Origin of the sequence: Candidatus Methylospira mobilis, from assembly GCF_009498235.1 — a bacterium.
Taxonomy (GTDB): domain Bacteria; phylum Pseudomonadota; class Gammaproteobacteria; order Methylococcales; family Methylococcaceae; genus Methylospira; species Methylospira mobilis.
The window spans coordinates 2,319,455-2,339,518 of record NZ_CP044205.1 but is presented as its reverse complement, the minus strand read 5'-3'; the positions used below and the strand labels follow the sequence as shown (position 1 = coordinate 2,339,518).

28 protein-coding genes are annotated in these 20,064 nt (G+C 52.9%); 7 read left to right on the top strand and 21 right to left on the bottom strand.

Annotated elements, in window-relative coordinates; genetic code table 11:
* Positions 1 to 9: 9 nt before the first annotated feature.
* The 14 genes from F6R98_RS10500 to F6R98_RS21620 form a co-directional block, all read right to left on the bottom strand.
* The gene (locus F6R98_RS10500) at positions 10 to 1,026 is read right to left on the bottom strand and encodes a hypothetical protein (RefSeq protein ID WP_153248975.1); all 1,017 of its coding nucleotides are present in this window, start codon (positions 1,024 to 1,026) and stop codon (positions 10 to 12) included.
* Position 1,027: 1 nt separating this feature from the next.
* Complete coding sequence (locus F6R98_RS10495) at positions 1,028 to 1,360, bottom strand: hypothetical protein (RefSeq protein WP_153248974.1); 333 nt, start codon at positions 1,358 to 1,360, stop codon at positions 1,028 to 1,030.
* The gene (locus tag F6R98_RS10490; protein ID WP_153248973.1) at positions 1,357 to 1,857 is read right to left on the bottom strand and encodes a hypothetical protein; all 501 of its coding nucleotides are present in this window, start codon (positions 1,855 to 1,857) and stop codon (positions 1,357 to 1,359) included. Before F6R98_RS10490 ends, F6R98_RS10495 begins: the two co-directional genes overlap by 4 nt.
* Before the next feature lie 2 nt (positions 1,858 to 1,859).
* Positions 1,860 to 2,588: a hypothetical protein gene (locus F6R98_RS10485; RefSeq protein WP_153248972.1), complete on the bottom strand. Its 729-nt coding sequence runs from the start codon at positions 2,586 to 2,588 to the stop codon at positions 1,860 to 1,862.
* 6 nt (positions 2,589 to 2,594) lie between these two features.
* Positions 2,595 to 3,431: a hypothetical protein gene (locus F6R98_RS10480; RefSeq protein ID WP_153248971.1), complete on the bottom strand. Its 837-nt coding sequence runs from the start codon at positions 3,429 to 3,431 to the stop codon at positions 2,595 to 2,597.
* Positions 3,432 to 3,665: 234 nt separating this feature from the next.
* Positions 3,666 to 4,352, bottom strand: a complete 687-nt coding sequence (locus tag F6R98_RS10470; RefSeq protein ID WP_153248970.1) for a hypothetical protein — start codon at positions 4,350 to 4,352, stop codon at positions 3,666 to 3,668.
* A gap of 28 nt (positions 4,353 to 4,380) precedes the next feature.
* Entirely contained in the window at positions 4,381 to 5,946 is a 1,566-nt protein-coding gene (locus tag F6R98_RS10465; RefSeq protein ID WP_153248969.1) for a hypothetical protein, read from the bottom strand.
* Entirely contained in the window at positions 5,921 to 6,769 is an 849-nt protein-coding gene (locus F6R98_RS22030) for a hypothetical protein (protein WP_228125209.1), read from the bottom strand. Before F6R98_RS22030 ends, F6R98_RS10465 begins: the two co-directional genes overlap by 26 nt.
* Positions 6,748 to 7,479 (bottom strand): helix-turn-helix domain-containing protein, encoded by a 732-nt coding sequence (locus tag F6R98_RS10455; protein ID WP_153248968.1) that lies wholly within the window; start codon positions 7,477 to 7,479, stop codon positions 6,748 to 6,750. The genes F6R98_RS22030 and F6R98_RS10455 overlap by 22 nt, the downstream gene beginning before the upstream one ends.
* A gap of 374 nt (positions 7,480 to 7,853) precedes the next feature.
* Positions 7,854 to 8,162 carry a Ref family recombination enhancement nuclease gene (locus F6R98_RS10450; protein WP_153248967.1) on the bottom strand — a complete coding sequence of 103 codons (309 nt, stop codon included), beginning with the start codon at positions 8,160 to 8,162 and terminating at the stop codon, positions 7,854 to 7,856.
* Positions 8,162 to 8,629 carry a DUF1367 family protein gene (locus tag F6R98_RS10445; protein WP_153248966.1) on the bottom strand — a complete coding sequence of 156 codons (468 nt, stop codon included), beginning with the start codon at positions 8,627 to 8,629 and terminating at the stop codon, positions 8,162 to 8,164. The genes F6R98_RS10450 and F6R98_RS10445 overlap by 1 nt, the downstream gene beginning before the upstream one ends.
* Positions 8,629 to 9,306: an ATP-binding protein gene (locus F6R98_RS10440; RefSeq protein WP_194270225.1), complete on the bottom strand. Its 678-nt coding sequence runs from the start codon at positions 9,304 to 9,306 to the stop codon at positions 8,629 to 8,631. Before F6R98_RS10440 ends, F6R98_RS10445 begins: the two co-directional genes overlap by 1 nt.
* Positions 9,296 to 10,195: a YdaU family protein gene (locus tag F6R98_RS10435; RefSeq protein ID WP_153248964.1), complete on the bottom strand. Its 900-nt coding sequence runs from the start codon at positions 10,193 to 10,195 to the stop codon at positions 9,296 to 9,298. The genes F6R98_RS10440 and F6R98_RS10435 overlap by 11 nt, the downstream gene beginning before the upstream one ends.
* A 219-nt stretch (positions 10,196 to 10,414) precedes the next feature.
* Positions 10,415 to 11,329, bottom strand: coding sequence for a Rha family transcriptional regulator (locus F6R98_RS21620; RefSeq protein ID WP_194270224.1), 915 nt, complete (start codon positions 11,327 to 11,329; stop codon positions 10,415 to 10,417).
* A 309-nt stretch (positions 11,330 to 11,638) separates the two neighbouring features.
* Between F6R98_RS21620 and F6R98_RS21615 the strand changes: the two genes are divergently transcribed.
* Entirely contained in the window at positions 11,639 to 11,878 is a 240-nt protein-coding gene (locus F6R98_RS21615) for a hypothetical protein (RefSeq protein WP_194270223.1), read from the top strand.
* A complete protein-coding gene (locus F6R98_RS10420) occupies positions 11,875 to 12,090 on the top strand; it encodes a DUF2283 domain-containing protein (protein WP_153248961.1) in 216 nt (71 codons plus the stop codon). The genes F6R98_RS21615 and F6R98_RS10420 overlap by 4 nt, the downstream gene beginning before the upstream one ends.
* Before the next feature lie 66 nt (positions 12,091 to 12,156).
* Here the strand turns inward: F6R98_RS10420 and F6R98_RS10415 are convergent, their stop codons facing one another.
* The 5 genes from F6R98_RS10415 to F6R98_RS10395 all read right to left on the bottom strand — a co-directional run bounded on the left by F6R98_RS10415 (position 12,157) and on the right by F6R98_RS10395 (position 16,331).
* Entirely contained in the window at positions 12,157 to 13,020 is an 864-nt protein-coding gene (locus F6R98_RS10415) for an MmcB family DNA repair protein (RefSeq protein ID WP_153248960.1), read from the bottom strand.
* The gene (locus F6R98_RS10410) at positions 13,017 to 13,979 is read right to left on the bottom strand and encodes a phosphoadenosine phosphosulfate reductase domain-containing protein (protein WP_153248959.1); all 963 of its coding nucleotides are present in this window, start codon (positions 13,977 to 13,979) and stop codon (positions 13,017 to 13,019) included. The genes F6R98_RS10415 and F6R98_RS10410 overlap by 4 nt, the downstream gene beginning before the upstream one ends.
* A complete protein-coding gene (locus F6R98_RS10405) occupies positions 13,976 to 14,455 on the bottom strand; it encodes a RusA family crossover junction endodeoxyribonuclease (RefSeq protein WP_153248958.1) in 480 nt (159 codons plus the stop codon). The genes F6R98_RS10410 and F6R98_RS10405 overlap by 4 nt, the downstream gene beginning before the upstream one ends.
* On the bottom strand, positions 14,452 to 15,660 hold the full coding sequence (locus F6R98_RS10400; protein WP_153248957.1) for a DNA cytosine methyltransferase: 1,209 nt from the start codon (positions 15,658 to 15,660) through the stop codon (positions 14,452 to 14,454). Before F6R98_RS10400 ends, F6R98_RS10405 begins: the two co-directional genes overlap by 4 nt.
* 212 nt (positions 15,661 to 15,872) lie before the next feature.
* Complete coding sequence (locus tag F6R98_RS10395; protein WP_153248956.1) at positions 15,873 to 16,331, bottom strand: phage regulatory CII family protein; 459 nt, start codon at positions 16,329 to 16,331, stop codon at positions 15,873 to 15,875.
* A gap of 142 nt (positions 16,332 to 16,473) precedes the next feature.
* On the opposite strand from F6R98_RS10395, the gene F6R98_RS10390 reads away from it, so the two are divergent.
* Entirely contained in the window at positions 16,474 to 16,698 is a 225-nt protein-coding gene (locus F6R98_RS10390) for a hypothetical protein (protein WP_153248955.1), read from the top strand.
* Here the strand turns inward: F6R98_RS10390 and F6R98_RS10385 are convergent.
* On the bottom strand, positions 16,673 to 16,969 hold the full coding sequence (locus F6R98_RS10385) for a hypothetical protein (RefSeq protein ID WP_153248954.1): 297 nt from the start codon (positions 16,967 to 16,969) through the stop codon (positions 16,673 to 16,675). The genes F6R98_RS10390 and F6R98_RS10385 overlap by 26 nt on opposite strands.
* A gap of 40 nt (positions 16,970 to 17,009) precedes the next feature.
* Here F6R98_RS10385 and F6R98_RS10380 point away from each other — a divergent pair, with 40 nt between their 5' ends.
* Complete coding sequence (locus F6R98_RS10380) at positions 17,010 to 17,270, top strand: hypothetical protein (protein WP_153248953.1); 261 nt, start codon at positions 17,010 to 17,012, stop codon at positions 17,268 to 17,270.
* A 154-nt stretch (positions 17,271 to 17,424) separates the two neighbouring features.
* On the opposite strand, the gene F6R98_RS21610 is transcribed toward F6R98_RS10380, so the two are convergent.
* Positions 17,425 to 17,622 (bottom strand): hypothetical protein, encoded by a 198-nt coding sequence (locus F6R98_RS21610; protein ID WP_194270222.1) that lies wholly within the window; start codon positions 17,620 to 17,622, stop codon positions 17,425 to 17,427.
* A 94-nt stretch (positions 17,623 to 17,716) separates the two neighbouring features.
* Between F6R98_RS21610 and F6R98_RS10375 the strand changes: the two genes are divergently transcribed.
* The 3 genes from F6R98_RS10375 (at position 17,717) to F6R98_RS10365 (ending at position 19,746) form a co-directional block, all read left to right on the top strand.
* A complete protein-coding gene (locus tag F6R98_RS10375) occupies positions 17,717 to 18,199 on the top strand; it encodes a helix-turn-helix domain-containing protein (RefSeq protein ID WP_153248952.1) in 483 nt (160 codons plus the stop codon).
* Between the two features lie 117 nt (positions 18,200 to 18,316).
* Complete coding sequence (locus tag F6R98_RS10370; RefSeq protein WP_153248951.1) at positions 18,317 to 18,772, top strand: DUF6932 family protein; 456 nt, start codon at positions 18,317 to 18,319, stop codon at positions 18,770 to 18,772.
* Complete coding sequence (locus F6R98_RS10365; RefSeq protein WP_153248950.1) at positions 18,766 to 19,746, top strand: hypothetical protein; 981 nt, start codon at positions 18,766 to 18,768, stop codon at positions 19,744 to 19,746. Before F6R98_RS10370 ends, F6R98_RS10365 begins: the two co-directional genes overlap by 7 nt.
* Positions 19,747 to 20,064 lie beyond the last annotated feature (318 nt).

The window sequence follows — 20,064 nt, the reverse complement described above, 5'->3', positions numbered from 1 at the left end:
GTATCCGTTTTATTTGTCTGCCTGCGCTTGCGTGCGCATCAGCTGGATCATTGATTCAATTTGCCGCTCATCCTTGATACCCATCGCGCGCATATTTACTCGAATAGCTTCCTCTGGATCTGGCGACCGCTTCACCTGCCTCGACCGCGCGGAGAGATTCTTCGGCTTCGTGGCGTTATTGACCGCCTTTCGTATGGCGTTAAGCTCTTTTGCCGATTTCCTTTTTTCCTGGTTGGCGGCAACTTTTTCTGCTTCGCTTTGCGCCTGCCGCACGGCTGCCTTGGCGTTGTCAGCAGCCTTGCCTTTTTTCAGTAGCCTGGTTAAAAACGCAAGCGTTGCGCCGCCGCTGCGGATGTCGGCCATGACGCGCAGGACATGCTTGCAGCCCACGCCATAAAGATTGGGATTTCTTATTTTCGGATATCCGGTTTCAGCGCGGCCAGCATTGAAGCCACCAATGGTGGTGATATACCGAAACCAGTAGCGGTGCCGTTCGCAATCGCAATCGAATTTAAGCGGGGCAAGGCGCAGGCGCTGAGCGGACTTGCGCGCACCACCGGCTCCGGAGGATGCCTCAGCCATGTAGTTGAGAAATTGAACCGTGACATGATGGCGCGTCACCTTGGAGTTGGGGCCGGAGTTGGTGATATAGCGCACGGTTCCGTTAGTTGCGCTGACGGGAACCGCCATGTGTATTTCTTCCGTCGATGCCATGCGATCAGCGTGCAAGGAAAGCTCAATTACTTGCTTGGCGGTGATACCCTTGGTGAAGTTTGCCTGCGCGGTTTGAATATTTCTCCTGAACGCGGTGAGGTCATCGGATGTTATCGTCCTTAACTTTCCACCCAGCGTGGTGAAGAGAACCTTGTGCGCGTCCCAGTTTCCTGTCAGCACCTCATTCTGATTCAGGATGATGCTGTGCTTTTCTTTGGCTGCGGCAGAGCGTTGCGCGGCATCATCAGCCAATCGTCCTTTGGCTTCTCCCGCAGATCCCTTTAGCTTACCTAGCCATGAGGTATCTACCATTTCAACTTGCCCATGTCGGCGCGAAATTTTCGCGATAATCGGCAATCGATTCGAAGCCGGTACGGCGCTTGATAGCCGCCAATTGCGTTTCAGTCGGAAGCGTCAGCATTTTTTGCGGTATGGGTTGATTCGCGGTGTCGATCCCGGCAGCGGCCATTACCGCCAGGAATTCGTCGCGCCGACCATATACCCGCTCCGATACCAGCGTGGCGTCCAAAGCCTCATCCGGCTTGGTGTGATAGAACACTGCGGTGTCCCATGGCCGCGTGCGCTCCGAGAACGTTCTTATTTCGCGGTAAAACGACTTTGCGGCGGTTGTCTGGTTGTCGATCATATGGATACGATTTTCCCCGACAGCAAATCGTTAAGCGCATTCACTTTATCGAACATTTCCAACGCCCCTTCAACGGAATCCGCGCGACAGCTTGCATACCAGGCCGTCGCCAGCGCCGCCATCTGTGCGCAGGTGATGCTCTCGGATATGCGATAGCGTGGTCCGGAGGCATCCATTCCATCCTTTTCAATGGCGTTGGAAGGGTTAACGCGCTGCGTTTTCTCGGAAAACACGAGTCGCGGGCTTTTGTTGTCGGAAGCCATGCCGGCCTGCAGCAAGAAGAAAGCGGCAATGGCGTCATGTAGGTGGTCATCACTGAACAGGGCGTCTCGGTCGACGGTTTTGTCGTTGGTGATTACCACGCAGCCCTCGCGCCGATCCTTTCTATAATCGGCCTCGACACTGATGGCCAACACGCCGGTATGGGTGTTGTAGGCGGAGAACAGCGTGCAGGGCCGCGACGAATAACCGACAAACGTGGCTTGAATGGGCGTCATGCTCATGGCTCCACATCCATTGCGGTGCGATTGGTCTGGATGACAACCGGGTAACCTGATGGATCACCGGCATCGCCCGCCGCTCCCTTGCCGTCGCTTACCTCGCCATCCTTGGGCGCATCGAACAGCGGGATGGTGGTGTGCAGATTCAGGTCGAGGGCCAGAATGCTCAGGTTTTTAGCCTCAACCTTGATATTGCTGGCCGGTGTATCGCTGGTTTCCAGCATCACCGGCCAATCCATGACCTGCCCCGCGAATTCATAGGCGGCATTGAACGCGCGATTCGACGGCGAGTCGATGAACAAATCGAACTGCGCGGCGATGGATTTGGCCGTAGGGTCGTCGGCGGCGATCACCACCACCTGGGCGCGAATGTCTCCGGCGATAGTGCGTATCTTGAACGCGCGTTCCTTGGTATCCGAGGGAATCGTCAACCACTGGGCGTCAACCACCTGACGGGTAAAATCGCGGGCGGTAGGGGTGTAATCCTTGTCAACCGCGACCAACACCACCGGCAGCTTGCGCGGCTGGGTAGGCGCGTTGTCGTTATCGTTGCGCTGCCATAGCCCCAGCATTTCCTCTACCGAGTCGATCATGCGTCCAGGCACAAACGCGATGCTCTTGGCCAACCCTCGGGTGCAAAATTCGCGCATGGGCATCGTGGTGACGCTCAACTGCGCGTAAAACGCGCCCATATACTCGCCAAAACCTGCTTTTACTGGCTGGAACATACTGGTTTATCCTCCAATGCCGAAACGGTTTAATAATCTGTCGTAGGCGCGCTCCATCTGCCCTGATTCGTCGCCCTTGGGCTCGACAAAGCGGGGTAGGCGCGCGTTGCGAAATGAGGCGATGTCGGAAATGATGCGTTGCGCGGGAGCGCGAGAAACCGACAGCGGGAGAATGGGAACGCTATCGAGCGCCGCCTCGTCTCGACCCACAGCCAGCATGGACATCAACTCCTCGTTCTCCTGGCGAAGATGGTCCACCGACTGCAGGGCCAACTCATGCGCCTTGGACACGCTGTCGAGCAGGCGCAGGCAGCCGGTCATCTGGTCTTTGTATTCGGCCACGATAATGCTGTCGAACACGGCATCGCGTTCAGCGACCGAAACAGAATCCAGCGCCACGCTGTAGCCGCGGTTGTTGTTGAAATTGGGCTCGAACACATAATCGAATCCACAGAATTCCGGCTTTATCTGGTCAATTGCCGAGGAGAATCCTCCGAACTTGCTGGCATAGGCCTTCTGCGCCAGTTGTCCGGCGTCGGTATTGAGAAATTCGGCCTTGTGTTCAATGGTGCCATCGGGCAGGGCGCGCAGGTGGGTGGTTACGAAAGCAGGGTCCAGCCGCACGACATTGCCGCCGACGATGACGGTTTCCGGTGGGTTCAGGCCAAAGCGCGCGCGGAACAGGTGCCCGTAGAAACCCGGCATGTCGCGGTTCTTGACGCGCTCCTGAGTCTCGTCGCTGTTGATGGCCGCCGCCAGCTTGCGCAGGTTGAAGTTTCGTTCCTTTCCCCGGTGCTTGCGTCCGCGATCGCCCAGGTTGTAAACGATTAAAGGGGTTTCCATGGCATGGCTGGGTATTTTGTGATGATGCAGTCAAAATACCTGATGCGAAAGGGGCGAAACGGGCGAGTTTCCGCTTTATTGATGGGTTACAGCTGGCAGTGTGCTACGACAACGCGCTAGCTGAAACCATCAACGGCTTGTACAAATCCGAAGTTATTCACCGGCGGGTACCCAGTAAAACCAAGGAGTCATTGGAATTGGCGACCTTCGATGGGCTGTTCACGAGTGTTAATTTCACGTTCCTTGAGCGATGACCCCGCATTCTAGTCCGGATTTCCAGGCACGATTGAATTTACCTACGCTAAGATGTTTTATGACGTTCTGCTGTAGTTTGGCGCGCTCACCACGGAGCGGTGCGTTAAGATCAATACTTAGTCTGTCCGCTTCCAGAAAAATTATCAGAAGATTGTTTGCCATGTAAACCGTCATTCCGTAGGCTTGACTTAACTCGACATCAGACATTTTTCCAGGGGGCTTTGTTGTTGCTTTAGTTACGCCAATTTTAGGTTTCTGTTCGACAATTGTTTCAACCCATGACAATACATCATCAAGCATGACCTTGTGGAACAGATAATTCGGAGAAACTTCCAGTACGGGGATAGATCGCTCGTGCAGGTGATCCCGAATCAGCTTGCAACGCTCGAAAAACTCCTTTAAACGCGCCTGAGCGTCGCCGGTAGCGTATTGGATAACGTCGCGTTCATCGTATGTAAGGGTGCTGAACTCATGCTTGGGATTAATCCCTACGGATAAGGCTACGGCCTGTTGTACGGTAAGTTTTTTTGTTGGAAGATATTCCCGCAATCCAATTGCGAGAAACGATGGGTCGTCATTGAGTCCTGCGGCCTTCAAACTGAAGCGTGCGAGTTTTTCTTTCCGATCGTTCAGTGAATAAATGGTTCGCCTTAAAATATCGTGCATAGATTTTCCTACTATCCTCATGTTTTCTCTAAACCAAATCCGCAAACATCTCTTCAGCCTCTGCCAGAGCCGAAGCCACCACGCCGGCAGAATTGACACCGTCTCCCTCGCGCGCCATGTAAACCGCGTCCTCCAGAAACGCGAACGACTTCGCGTCGATGATGTCCGGCGACTTGATGCCATTGGCGCGCATCACTTCCTTTTTCTCCATGACATAGCGCAGCCCACCGGCTTCCGCGAAGTGGTAGGGCAGGCGGGAACCCTGTAGCAGAATCTTTTCCTTCAGCCGCTTGTCTATCTCCATTCGGAACGATACGCGCCCGGATTTGATGGCATCGCGGAAGCGGACCATGGCGCAGGCCCGGCGATTGTAAAACCGGTCCTTGTACTCCTTCTTGAAGCATGGACTGCCCCAGTTGATCTTTACCACTGGGACGCCGGAGGCCTCAATCAGTTTGTTGACCGTGGCGCCGACGCCGCCGTTGTCGACCAGCAGCGTAGCGTTCGACAGTTTGCCAACCAGATTTACCAAGTCACCCGCGAAAATAATCTCGTTTTTGCTGTTGGTGCAGTAGGGTATTTCAATGTATTCGACGCGCCTTGCGTCCGGCCCGAAATCGCCATATCCGATTACCTTGGCGATGACTGCAACTGAATCGTCGCGGTATTCGCCCATGCCCACGTCGCCCAACACCAGTATGCCGTAAGGCTCGTCATCGCCGATGATGCTGCCACGGTTAAACGCTTTTTCAAGATCCACGCGCGTCAGCAGAATGCTACCTGAATCCTCGGCAAACTGACCAAGCACGCGAATACGGTATTCTATGGACTTCCGCCCACCGGTTTCATCGGCGCGATCCTTCAGCCATTGCCGCGTAACGAATGGCGACCGCTCGGAACTGAAGCGCAGCGCCGTCCATGAGCCGCCATTGGCCTTGGAAAGGTTGTTGTGTGACTCATAAAAACGCCCGGCATTCTTGACTCCCTGAGACGCCATCAGCGTTCTGTTTCCGGGCTGGGTCTGGGTGCCATCAATCACATCGAAGTGATCATCCGACACGCCGGCGGCTTCGTCGATGATAATGAGCTGCCAATACCGGTGCTTGCCGGCCACGCCAATCGACTGACCTTGTTGCATGGCGACCTGGGCAATAAACCACTGATCCTCGAACCCCTTGACCACCACGCGCGTCTTGTTGATTTCGTAATAGTCGTTGATCCAGGCATACGGCCCGCTGGCGATGGCAAGATAAACGTCGTTCATCTCCTTCCATACGCCATCGGACACCTGATTGATTCGCGGCGCGCCGATGTAGGTGTTCGAACCTATCTCGATCTTTCCTTCGTAAACCGCAACGGGGTGACAGAGCAGGTGCCATAGGGCAATTCGCCCAAAACCAGCCGTTTTTCCTGTCGATGTGCCTGATACGACCGATACCTTGGCGTTGGCCGGGGTGATGGCATGCAGGAGGTCTTCCTGGTCCTGAGACGGCGACATGCCACATACGCTGACAGCAAAACGCAGGGGATCGGCGTGGTACTTGTCTACAAAGTCGAGGTAACGCGGATCATGGAAGATCAGTGTCTTCGGCATCAATCACGATCCCGCGCTCGATCAGCACCGCGCGCTGCCGTTCATGGGCAGCGGCCATTCGGGCGACGAACTGCGTTTCTATCATCGCCAGGGTTTCTTGATCCAGTTTCATAGTCGCATTGACTTCCACCTTGTCGCGCCATTGCTGGGGCTGCCGGTTCTTCAGCCAGAAGGATTGCGCGCGCGATTCTGGCGGTAGTTGCTTCTCCATGGTGATGATCTTGGTTCCGCCGCAGCCATCGCTGACGGCGCGGTCTTCCTTGATAAAATGAGCGCCGGTTGCCGATTTGTAGAGCGCTTCCGCAACGGCTGCATCGGCTACGCCTTTACCCATCGCTATGGACTCCGAAAATTCGGGGTACTCTATCTTCCATAGATTGATCGTCGATTCGGAAACTTCGAAGAACTCGGCCATTTCCGCATCGGTCATGCCAAGCAGGCAAAGTTTATATGCTTGCTCCGCATACTCGTCACGGTACAGGGTAGGGCGACCAATCCCACGCTCACTCCCAGGCTTGGGCTCATCGCTTCCAAGCTTGGGTTGATGCTGATTTGCTTTTCCAAGCTTGGTTTCTGTATTTCCAAGCTTGGATTTTTTCTTGATACAGGCAGCAGGTCTTGTTGTGGCTGGTTTCTTGGGTTGTTGTGGCGCTACCGATCCTTTGGCCCAACCTTCGGCCTTTGATCGTTGACGCACGGCTTCATCGCTCACCGGCAAGCTGAGTTCCTCAATCAGCCACGAGAATCCCTTTCTCGGGTCTTCCTGCCATCTGGATCTGACATTAAGCCACTCCCCCGGGGTTAGTTTAGGTTTTGCTGCCATGACGAGTTGAACATGTCCGTTTGCTTGGTGGCTATACACTCAATGCGGAACCTGCGCATAACCTCTTCGGCATACCGGGTAATATCCGATATGTCGCCGATAGCCGTTATCAGTTTGGCGCCGCCACGCATCTCGTCCTCGAACGTGGGGTTCAACTCACTGAACCGGAGTATCGCTTGCTCTGCGTCATGGCCAGCGGCCACCATTGCGACAATGCAGCGCTCCATATTCGAAAACTTGTCATGCAATTTTCGCAGGGTTTCCAAGTCACGCCGCCGCGTGTTTTCCCAAGCATCCATGAGCCAAGCGGAAGTGGCCCGCTCTTGAGTCATTCGTGCGTCCGTCTCCCAATCATCGGCCGCGCCGAGCAGATAATCGGCGGAAACCTCATAAACCTTGGCGGCGCGCCTGATCAGCAGGAACGGAATTGAATTGGTGTCGGACGAATTTTCAATTTTTGCGAGCTTCGATGAGTTTCCATACCCCAAGCGTCTGGCCGCCTCGCTTTGCGTCAGATTGCATAGCTCGCGAGCCGCTCGCATGCGTTCACCGAAGGTTCGAACCAACTCGCGACGCTCTTCCTTTATCGTTGCTCCGTGGTATGAAACCGCCTTCCTGAGCTGCGGTTTTTTATGGTTGCGATTGATAACGCCGGTTATCGTACCCTGATTAACCGGTCCTGAAGCTTCTGGAATCGCCGTGTCATTCATATTTCAGCCTTACTCGGGTTAGTTTTTATCCATGTAACACCTGCTGCATTAGATTTCTATAGGCGTCGGTTGGCGTCCATCCTGAAATATTGAACTCCCGATACCTGCACCAATAAACGTCGCCGATCCGCTTTATGCGGGGCTTGAAGCAGCGCCGTAAAACCTGTCGTGTTTTTCTATTCATCTGATCCTCCCAAAATCACACCAACGATACTTATCAAGCACCGGCCTGTATCGGTACCGCGGAAATAATCCGATCACGTTATCCGGATTATGATGGTATTCCTGCTGCCTACGCTCCGCTACCTTGCAAATACCCTCCGGCATGAACAGGTACTTGCATTCGGAGCATTTCAACCAAACGGGCGCCTGACCTACCACAACCGCGCATCGGTATTCGCTTGCTCGACATCCCGCCGCGTCTGCTCCGTCAACTCGCGCTCCGTAACCCCGTACTCCGCCGCAAACCGAACAGGCCCCAGCGCATGAAACCCGCCGTCCCCGGTATGGTGATAGGGACAAAGCGGTATCGTGTCGAAGTCGCTGGCCCGTTGCCCCATGCCCGCATCTGCCCGCGGGTGATGCACTTGCGCCGGCGTCACCCCCAAACCAAGCCGCCGGCATATCGCGCATCCCAGCGCCGCTACTTGCGCCATGTAGCGTTTTTCGGCGGCTGTGCTCATCAATCAAACCCCATCAACTCATTCACAACACGGTCAACTTCCGCTTCACTGCGATAACCGGCGTGCTGTAGCACATGCTTCCAGACGACATTCCGCACTGCGCGGTAAACCAGATCGAACCGGTCAGCGTCCATGCCGGAATACGACAGGCTTTCGGCTTCCAGGCGCACCTCGCTGTTGATGCAGTACACCGGCTTGCAAAACCCGGCCAATATGGTCATATCCTTCCGAAACCGGTTGAATTCCTTCTCGACAACAATGCCCTTGTATTTCAGTTCACCCGGCTCCCACACATCGAATGCCAGCTTGAACAGCGCGAACATCTTCTTGTGAAACCGGTAGTTCCTTGGGCGCTTGATCTCAACGGAAACCGGGTGGCCGACCTTTAGCGACCTGAACAGTTCCGCAGCTTCATCGCCGTGCGGTATCAGCGCACCTGAGGGTGATTTGATGGCGAAAACGCGCATCAGGCCGCAACCGTATTCAGGCGCAGTGATCTACCTTCCATCCGCACAATCTTCGCGTCAAACCCAACCAGTCGATCAAACATGCGCTCACCGATCAGCTCATAAATTCCCGATAAATCCAGGTTCGATACGATGATCGTTGGCATGCAGTTTCTGCTGCGGGTATCGGCAATGCTGGTCAAAACCATGCGTTCAAAATCAGATCCCATTTGCACCCCAATTTCGTCCATAATCAGCAACTCAGGGTCACCGAATCGACCGTATACATCGTATTCTGTTAACCCATTGCTGCCGCGCTTCCATGTTGATTTCACCAGGGTTACCGCCTCCAGCGCCGTGCAGTACATTGCAGAGTGGCCTTGAGCAATCAGCTCGTTGGCTATGGCGCAAACCAGATGTGTTTTCCCGGTTCCGACATCACCCCAGACAACCATCCCTGACCCCGTCTCAAGGCGGGCGCGAAAACCAGAAATAAATTCACGAGCTTGCGCATAGGCTGGAGCTTGAGTTCTCTTGCAGTCCATCATGCGCGCACCGGAGAATCTTCGCGGTAACGCGGATCGCCTCAGCATTTCGGTGATATGGCGCTGCCGGTTCGCTTTACGTTCATCAGCGAGCGTTTGCGCAGCTTTTCTGCTGATTTCAGCGACTTGCATCATCAACTCTTCAGCGCTCATCGCTGGCGCCGGTTTGTCCAATTCCGGCATATTTTTCAGCAAATCCTGAATTGATTTGCATCGGGTTTTTTCCTGACTCATTGACTTTCCTCGTTCGAGACCTCGCCCAGTCATCCGTAATTGCATTGCGGAATGCCGCGTCCCAGTCTGCGTATCGGTAGTTTTTTGCCTTGCATTTGTTCACGAATGAATCGACATGGGCAGCTATCGGCTCGGTGTAACCCTGACGTGCATACCACGACAACACGGCTTCGGAAGGCTCGAAATTTTCATTGATCGCCGTTACCAAATTTTTTTTCGCGCGCGTCCGCTCCGGAGGAGCGGATACTCTCTTTTCTTTTATTACTGGTGTTGGTATTGGTGTTGGTATTGGTATAGCCGTTGCAGGTAGTGAACCTGCAACGGCCTGTTCGCGTTTCAGGTGCGTTTCAGGTTCATCAGACGATAAATCCTCACAGTTCTCGCCGAATAAACGCTGCAACTCCTTCATGGATATATCCCAGGCGGGAACAACTCCGACTTCGCGCAGGGCGGAAAACATTTCAGATCTGCGCTCTCTGTGCCTGGACATTCTGTCGCGCTCATGGGCCGAGCGAATCTCGTGTTCAGATTGTTTTTCGCGCATAGACGCTATTTCGGAATCCGCTCGCTTATTAACCCATCCACCATCTGTTTTAGTAAAAAACTCCTCTATCACAACTGAAACCGCTTCCCGTTGCGCGTCGGTAGACGCAAGCACGAGTCTGAACAGTTTCCTTTCATCAAGTGGTAGCGGCTTTTCAGTCGTGTAATAAACATCCATCAGCCGTCGATAGGCGCAGTCTTCGTCCCACGTCAAATGCCGCGTGGAACTGATGTAGTCGCCGATGTGGAATGGAAAATAGTTCATTTGTTACCTGAATTTCTCAACTGAAACGAACGGAAACAAGACATAAACAAACCTGCAACGACCTGAAACAAACCTGAAACGTTACAGGTGCGTTGCAGGTAAAATCGACACGCCCTCCAAAGTGCCACGCGAGCAGCCATGACCACGCAGAACAGCGCGATAAACACCACGCCTGCCGGGAGTATCAGCAGGCCGGTGAGGATCTTGGCGGTTGTCGGATTAATGGTTTCCCCCTTGCGCACGTTTAACGAGAACCTCAAGACAGGCTCTGCCAATTTCAGAAATGAGTTCGTTATCAATCCGTAAATCAGGGTCACGCAAGCGGCTGACGATGGATTTAAATTCGAGTTCATTAGGTGCTGCTTTCTCCAGAAAGCTATCCATTCCCACCAGGGGCGCCATGCCCATCTGCAGACACTGGAACGGTAGATCGGGCGCGTCCTGCGTCAGGATTGCGGACAGCGCCCAGCGCGCCATGCGGTCAAAGAAGCCGTCGGCATGGCCTGACCCGGAATAACGCATCAGCGCGGGCCCTGCGCACTTCATGGCGATATAGGCATCCTCTGGGCTATGGCGCGCTAGTTCGACGATTTCGTTGAACCAGATTTCTCCGATTCCGTGGTGTTCGTGCCAGCTGTTGACCGGACTTTGCACTATCCAGTTGATTAATCTCCCCTCTGTGTCGCGCTTGGTAAAGCTCAGATCGTCTCGGCTGCGTATACGACGCGATGGAGGCAGTGCGGGGTGTTGGGCTACGGAGCGGCGGAGGCGCTTTTTTATTTGGGTTGGCGACAATTGCGCTTCCATCGCCTCGAAGGCGTCGATGTAACGCAGTTTGAATTGCAGCGCTTTCTCGCCGGTGAATCCCATTGCCAGTAGGGTGAAGCCGCGTTTGGTTATTTCGTAGGCGGGGTCTTTGCGGGTTCCACCGCTGGCTGGCACGACAACGTCGATTACTGTCTCGTTAAAAGTAACGGCACAGTCGTCGGGCGATAACTGAGTTATCAGTGAACGGATTTTTTTGAGTACGTTGTCGTGCGTCTTGGTGAAATATTGAGCGACAGCAATTGACGTAGTGACGGCTTTTCCATCGTGCAGACGGATTTCGGGCGTGACTTGGGTAATGGTATTCATGGTGGGCTCCTGTACGGTTAAGTAACCGCCGACCGAAGCGACCAAACTCAGGGCGGCGGATGACGTAGGGGGTTGGTCGACCGGGTACAGGAACCGGCAGGCCTCGCGGCCTCCCCATACGCCACCCACCATAATCGTGAGGGCATAAAAAAAGCCACGAACCTGTCGGCGCGTAACTTCTGCGCCTGCAACTACCGGGCGACCAAACCCGTATCGCCCATGAGGGGCGATAGCCAATAGCAAACCACGGAAGCAGGCGCTTGTCAAATGTTGTAGACTGCGAGTCAGATAAACGGAGAACTGACCCAGGTGAATAACCATCCCACCACGCTGTACTTTCAGAATGATGTGCTGATTAAACGCGTTTATCTCAAGCTGGAATGGTGCATTGAGGCGCTGAATAATCCCGTCCGCCGAGAAATTCAGCCGGATGGCCGGATTCGATACTGGGTCTATGTGCCTGAACTTGGCAAATACTTGCGCGTAGTCACGCTGAGTGACGGCGTAACTTTGCATAACGCTTTTCCTGACAGGAGATTCAACCCATGAAACTAAGTTACGATGCTGAAACCGATTCGCTCTATATCCATATTTCTGATTCACAGGCAGCGGATTCTGACGAAGTAGCCGATGATGTGGTATTGGACTTTTCCACTGATGGCACTTTGGTGGGTATTGATATACAACATGCCAGCCAGAAAACGGATATTCAATCCATTGTGGTATCGAATCTTCCGCTACGCGAATTACAGGCGGCTTGAACGACGCGCTCAAGGAATTGCTGCCAGAGCATGCGGCATAGTTCCGAATTGCCGGCGCGTCAATAGTCATTCTTGCTCCATAGACAGCAGTGGATCGCGCCTCAGCGCATCATCCAGAGCGATTTTTGTACGCGACAAAACATTTCTTAGGGCGGCTATCTCGCTGTTTGCATCAAGACGCCTTGCAGCGCTGTGTGCGGCCTGCCTAATGGTGTACACGTCAGCATCCGGACTCAGACCCAACGCAGTAGCCAGCTCAGTATGGGCGCGTACGCCGATGGCATCTTCCCGTCTGATCTCGTCGATTAACTTCAGGCGGTTTTTCTCGTGGCTGTCGCGCAAATCCTGCAATCTGGATTCAAGAATGGCTTGTTCTTGCTTCAGGTTTGATTCAGCCCTATCTCTGTCGGATAGGGCTGCGGCAACACGCTCGCCAAATTTGCGTTGTATTTCCCTGTTTGCTCGATACGTTGATCCTGATCTCAGCCGTAAATCAGTTGCTGATCGATCGCAACCGTCGAGCACAAGTTTCATCCATGCTGCGTGTGGCAAGCTTTCTTTATGCTGGAGTGTCGGCTTGCGCAGACTCCGCCAGCCGGTCTCAGTGCGCACAATCAGCCCGCATCCGGGCGGTATGTCGTCGCGAGACACTAATCCTTGCGGCACAGCGAAATAAACCCCGCTGGCATATTTGAGATACGACTGCCATTTTCCGGCAGTAATATCTCGCCTGAAGTCAGATAACGTTACCTTGATCTCGTATGCCAGGGGCAGGAATTTTGAGTACGATTTATCAAGCGTAAACAGGTCGGGGCGCGGCGATCCTGCGGGGCCGAGCTGCATGTCCGTCCAAACAAGACGATTTGTTGTGCCGCGTAGATGCGCTGCCAAATCGTCGATGAGCTGGTTGTGGGTGTGATTGATGGTCATTCGCACAACCCATAAGCTGATGCACACTCACTTACATCAATATGCGACTCAAACAGACCGTATTGCTTTCCGCCTCGGGTAGTGCGCGCATAGTCGACAACCGATTCAATACAGTTAGTGGCATGCACATGCTGATCATTGCCTTTATCGGTATGCAATTCCTTGTTGAAAAATGTCGCAAAGCCGCGCTTGCTGACAGCGCAAACAAGACGCTCCCACTCCGCAATGCGCTGTATGTGCCCTGGGAAACGCGCGGCTATTTGTGCGATTTCGTTTTTGTTGGCGTTAATGCAGGGCATACAGCCGACGCGGCTCATGCCTTGTTTATAGAGGGTATTGGGGATTAGTCTTCGCTCTCGCAGATAGTCGAAAACCTGTTGTGCTGTCCAATCAACAAGCGGGCGATAGGCGTATAAGCGTGGGTTCAGGCGCTCGAACAATTTTGCATTGCGCCGATTGAGCGATTCATCGCGTCGGACTCCTTGCCAGCTCACTACGCGATGACCCGCGTCTACTAAGTCCATTTGGAAGTTGACCAGCAAATCACGCTTCAACTCTTGCGTGCAAAACTGAGCTTTCCTGGAAGGAAAGCGTCCTTTCCACATACACAGATCGAGATAAGGGTTTCCTGTGGGGTGCAATGCTTCCAGCGCGCGACGCTTGCTCTTATTGCTCCACCGCAACTTGCGCCCCCGGTCATCGCGACCGGTGCGCTGGTCGCGAGCAATAAACAGACGCTTCCGTGCGATCTGCCGCTCGAAATTCGCTTTCAGGCGCACAATTTTTATATCGAGGGCGGCCTCAAGATAATCAAGATGCTCATAAACAGCATCATGTTCGTTTCCGGTGTCGGCGAAACATGGAATCACTCGGGATTTCGGGTATCGATTCAGCGCCAAGAACAGAGTTGCGTCTGAGTCTTTACCTCCGGAAACGGAAACTACGTGTAGTACGCTCATAACGCCGTAACCTCAACCTCAACGCGCGCGGGGCTTCCAAATCGCTTGCTTTTAATCACATCGACCACCTGCACATCATCGCGCCACACAACGCCATTCATCCCGTCCAGCAACGCTTTTTCGATATTGTCGATGTCGGGTTTTTTTGTCGGGTAAATCTCACCGAGAAGACACGATTTTTTCTTTTTAGCGCTCCAACTTTCTGGCACTGAGAAAAACGCGCGAAATGTCAGGATGACGGCGCCTGTAAATAGGCGCTCTATATCGTTTTTGTGGGAAAACTCATCAACGCCTGACACAGTGAATGGAAAGGCGTCGCTCATAGCCTGGCTCGCAATAATTTTTACCAGATTCTCGTAACGCGCTGTTTTATCCGGCGTGTAATGACGCCCGGATTTAGTTGAGCGCGCCCTACCCTTTGCTGTGGGTTCGCCCGGCACAGTGAATGCAATGGTTTTGTTTTGTGGCGTCGTCATGATGCAGCCCTGATAAATTCAGCCGCCAGCTCTGGGTGAATCGCGTTGCCATATCCCTTGAGCCGCATCATGCGCGCTTCGCTCGTCGCGTTGGCATACCCCGGTGCGCTCGGATCGCTGCTTGGCACCACTCCACGGGGTAGCCCATTAACCAGCGGGAAAACGCCGGGTTCAATTGGGCGGAACTTGCCGTCTCGGCATTCGATCCAATGCCAGTCACTTGCTGAGTCAACGGAACCCCCGTGTCGTGCGGACGTGGCGGCTTCACTCCGCGCCTCTCGTCCGTTACGGTCGGAGTCGCCCACGACGCCAGGAACACGGTTTTCCGGGAGCTGTCGTTGTTCCCCGCCGCATTGTTGCCGTTCTGTGCCGGTGTTCCCGCCATTGGGGTCGGCCACGGGGCTAACTGCGCCTGTCTCGGTAACTGATCCACCCTGTTCCGTATCGACCCGTCCGGATTCGTCGCTGCTGTCGCCATCCCGGCGGTATCCTTCCAGTCTCTCGCAGAAGGGGTACACCATCCCGACAGATGCACCTGGTCTTCCAGTCTGCTCTTGTTGTCTATGGCTCGATCCGGAGAACCGATACCGTTGTTCGTTGTTACTCGCGGCGTAGCCCATGAAGCCAGTGTCGCTGCCTGTTGCAACGATTGGCCGCCCTGACGATTCGGGCATTCCTGTGATCCGGTATTGTCGTTTGCTCTCGGCGTTGGCCACGAACCATAGTCGCTGACGGATATGCGCCGCGCCGATGCTCGCAGCAGGCAAACCGACCGCCCCGACGGCGTAACCGATTCCTTCCAGATCATCTTGAACAAGATCAAGCCACCCATGTTTAATCGCTGATTCAACTTGCTCACCAAACACGACTGGAGGGCGACGCTGCTCAATGAGGTGAAACCAGGCCGGCCATAGGTGCCGCTCGTCAGCAACCCCTTTTCTTTTGCCTGCCGCGCTGAACGGTTGGCATGGACAACTTCCTGTCCAGACCGGTCTATCATCCGGCCATCCGGCGAGTCTAAGCGCATAGCTCCAGCCACCGATCCCGGCAAAGAAGTGACATTGGGTATATCCCACAAGGTCGTCTGGTTTGACATATTCAATACTGCTCTCATCAACGTCTCCCGGAGCGATCTGGCCGTCTGCTATCAATTCTCGCAGCCAAGCGGCGGCGTTTTTGTCGATTTCGTTGTAATAGGCAGTCATGCGAAATCACCAATAACCGGATCATCAGGATCAATTACATACGGCTGATAACGGGGTAATGGCGCCAACAGATACGTTGACGTACCTGAAAGCCATACGGCAGAATCCTGCGGCGCATTCGCGACACAGCTCTCCTTCAACTTGTATTTCCGCTCCGCAACCGCAGCAAATGGGCGATATCGGTCTGGTGATGTCGTTGTTCCGCATAAAATCTATCGCTTGATCGCCTGCAACAAAATGCCGCAGGCCTGCATCAGCGCAAACAACATAGGCTCAAGCGCTTTGCGCTCTTCGGCGTCAAAATGCCCGTCTTTTGCGGCATGCGACCCATGGCCCAGCACAGCAGATACTTTCTCAACCAACGACAGAAACAATGCGATCGCTTCAGCCGGTGACCGGGGCTCCAGCACTTCGAAATCCATCGGCACTTGCCCAACCATCTGGGTCAGGTAAAAAACGGCTCTTTTTGCTTGCGCGAGCATGATGACTTCGAGCACCACGCCGAAAGATGGGGGAAGGGCATCGTGATCAGGGTTCAGGCCATTGGCCAGATTGGTTCCGTTCATCCCCATTGATTCGGCGATAGAGCGAATGCCGCCAGGGAACTCCTTTGCGTCGGCCTGCAACGCGAGGAATAGGGCGCGGTGTGTCTGTTTAGCAATTCTTCTCACAACGAACTCCGTTTTGTAGTCGTATTATCTGGGTGCGCTTCCGGTGGGATACTGCGCACCATGGAAAAATGGCGAGGGTTCATGACCGTGCGTATAGAATTGAGTTTCCACACAACAACGCTTTGCATGGGAGGAACCCTCTATGGAAATAGTCAAATGTCCACACTGCGAAAAATTCATTCAATCGCTCGTAATCAACAAGCTGGACGCCGAATATCGGCAACCCGGTGTTCGCAACACGGATAAAATCCAGTGCGCAGTGTATTCATGCCCCTTGTGCGCCAAAGCCATATCCATACAGGAAGATCCCATCGCATCAAAAAAAAGCATCGTTACAGCGATCACCAGCCTGCTACGCGGTCATTGACCTTTTCAAACGCAGCACACAACCGCTCAATCACTTCTTCAACGGGTAGGTATTCCAGCTTTTGTTTGCCGCTTTCATCAGCGCTCAGGGCGACAGAGGTTTGCACTACATGGTTGGTAACGAATTGGTATATCAAGCCCACATGGTTTTTTTTGGTATTGGATCTATCCGTTTCGGCGTCGATAGCAAGCGTTTTTTCCATGAATTTATCCATGATTTCATCACTTGCTTCGAAAGACGTACCGCTATTCCCTTGGGATTTATCGCTCATGCGTCTTCCTCATCATTCTTTTTCCCATGGAGCTTAAAAAATGAACCAAATACTGCTTTTGATCGAAATACCTGAATGGCATGAAGGCTACGATTACAGACGTCTTGATACGTTCCAGCGCAACCTAAAATCAAAGTTGGAATCGGCTCCAGAAGGCTATCAAGCCATATCCGATAGTGCCTACTTGCTACCCGCCAAGAGCGGGCTGCTCTTTCTATCTCACATCGTCGATTGTGCTGATAGAGCAGGCTACGCTTACAGGGCGCTCTACCTAAATGACGATCAGTCCTGGATAAGCTGAAGCAGTCTTCAATCACGAGCTTAATCGCCTTAATCATTGGAGTACCTGTATGCACTGAAGCCTAAAATTCAAAAAAAGCCCTACCGGAAGAGGGCAAGCTGCGAACGTCGTCGTTACTCGCCACGGGCGCGGGCGCATGAGCAGGAGGAACGGTTTACTGGTGGCATTCTTCTGCCTGTTTTGGATAGACCTGCTCAAGCGTCCATCCTTTCAGTGCGGATATTTCTCTGGCCTTTTTCAGGCTAGGGAATCGCTCTCGTCGACGCCATGAAGCCGCTGCTCGCTCAGATATCCCGAACTCGTGCGCCGCCGCCGCGTCTCCGGTTTTCTCGATGTATGTAATCAGGTTCATGTGAATAGATTATTACACCAAAAGTGTAATAGTCAAGCGTGAATTCCACGAATAGTTGATTTACACGAGTTGTGTATGCGGGCTTAATTGAGCAATGAAAAAAGAAATTGGATTACGCATCAAAGCCGCGAGAGAAGCTGCAGGGCTGAAACTCCAACAACTGTCTGATCTGACGGGAGGGCAGTTGTCGGTATCAAGGATTTCAAATTTTGAGCAAGGACTGCGCGAGCCGGATGCGCAAACTGTCATGCTGCTGGCGACCAAACTAGGAAAAACACCATGCTTCCTGATGTTTGGCAGTCAGTCGAGCAATGAGATCAGCGCTCCAGTACCAGACATGTACAGGACATCCACCACATATCAGATAGTGGATCAATATAGCGCCGCACCCCCTGAAACTCAGACGGCAGTTGATTTGTTGCTAGCACCGTTGAGTGAGCGAAAATTGCTCAGCGGAACACCAGTTGAATCAGTGATGACAGCCTTGGAGGGGTTGGCGATGGACGGTTTGCAGACTATAAAAAATGGAGGCGAAAAGCCGACCACGTCTGATCTGGTCAAACGGAAGATTGGTTGATTAGACCCACTATTTTAGTGGGTGGTTTTGCGGTTGTAACCTGTCAAAGTTGACAGGTTTTGTTAATGTATTTTTCAGGCGGGTACAGATCGGTTACAGTTCTGGACGAAATGAGTAATGTCGATACCTCAAATGAATGAGAAAGGGCTTCTACCTGTCGGTGTACATTCGTGCACACTTGATGAGGCTGAATCAGTCTTGTGCTGGAATGATCACCGCGCAAGCCTATGGTGCAAACTTGGCGATGTGCTGAATGAATTCAGAGCCCAAAGTTTTCCGCGCGCCCCATTGTTTGTAGACGGTAGCTATGTTACCGATAAGCCGATACCATCCGATGTAGAGCTATTAATAGACCTGCGTAGCGCTGATGATCTGATTGCCGGAAAGGTGGTGCTATATTGTCAGCGTAATCATCTTCGCCTTCGCACTGATATGCTTGTAGATTTTTATCCGGTATTGCAAGGAGGTAATGACTTCGCGTCATTTTTTCAGTATGTTGGTGAAAAAACCGCGTGTACGAAAGGCCTTGAAGCAAAGGATAAAAAAGGTATTTTGAGGATAGATTCATGGTGAATAATTACGCATTGATCCATCATCGCGCAGCCATGATACATGAGCAAATGGCGGAGGCATGGCGTCTTCTGCAGGGGCAGATGACCCACGATGAGTTTTTTGCGGCTGAAAATCCTTATTACAAGTTACTTGACCAGCTTTATGCTGAGGAATATCCACTGGCGCGACTGCTTGAAAACTCAGATTTGGTTTTTCATGCAGAAGGCCCGGACACTAAAGGTTATCTGCCAAGCATACATGCTATAAACTGGCTGGTTGGTGGAGCAGAAAAGCAACTAAGATTGCTTGCAAAGGCAATTTTTGATCTCACAGAAAGTAGCGCCAATCATCTAGCAAAGAATCTTGATATTAGGCTCACAGGCTTTGCTCCGGGGAGTATTTATGCGGGAGTTAAGCTGCAGCCAGGTGATGGTGATGTGTTTTTCGATGGCGATCAAGAGCCCGTTTTTGTAACAGTCCGATCAGCCATTAGGCAACTATCTATAATTCCAGGTTTTGTGGACGATGAAGGCTTGAATGCGGGTATCTATGAGGCCATGCCCGATCCCGCCGCTCGGGATGCCGGACTTACGGCCGCATACCGCTTATCGCCAACAGGCCGGTTGGGAATACATACGGTAGAGCTTTTTGTACCCGGACAGAAACCATCTGAACTATCACAACGCGAGCGCGTTGTTATTCATGATGCCCTGAAAAAACCCAAACTTCATTCCAAAAAACATGGAACGTTTACTGGTGAATTTCGTGAGGTTGACCTTGATAAGACAAGATTCCATTTACGCAACATCTCTGGGGTAGGTACTTTGCGGTGTGTATTTCCGGAAGTTACCGCTGAAGCAGTGCGTCCGCTACTTGGTTCAACAGTAGAGGTAACGGGTGAGTACGAAATGGATGGGCGAGGAAGACCTAGATTTATGCTCGTTTCGTCATTTAAGCGGATTGAAACTGCAAAACAGGAAGAAATGTCACTATAGCGCTACCTGTTGCCCATAACAAAATCAGCCCGCTTCGGCGGGCTTTTTATTGCCCGCAACCTGCTACGAGCGGGTTTTTTTGTGCCTGTCGGTTGGCGCGAGGGGATTATAAAAATATTTACACGTAATGTGTTGACATAAATTACACGGTAAGTGTAATATTTCACCCGACGCAGCCACCCACCCAACCGGGCGGCGCTCTTTAACAGCGAGTCCCACGGACTCATCGGAGGATAAAAGGCGTATTTCGCCCAAGGCCTGACGCGCCCTTGAACCGAAGCGCGGAGCAAACGAACGCCCTTGATAGCAAAAGGGCGC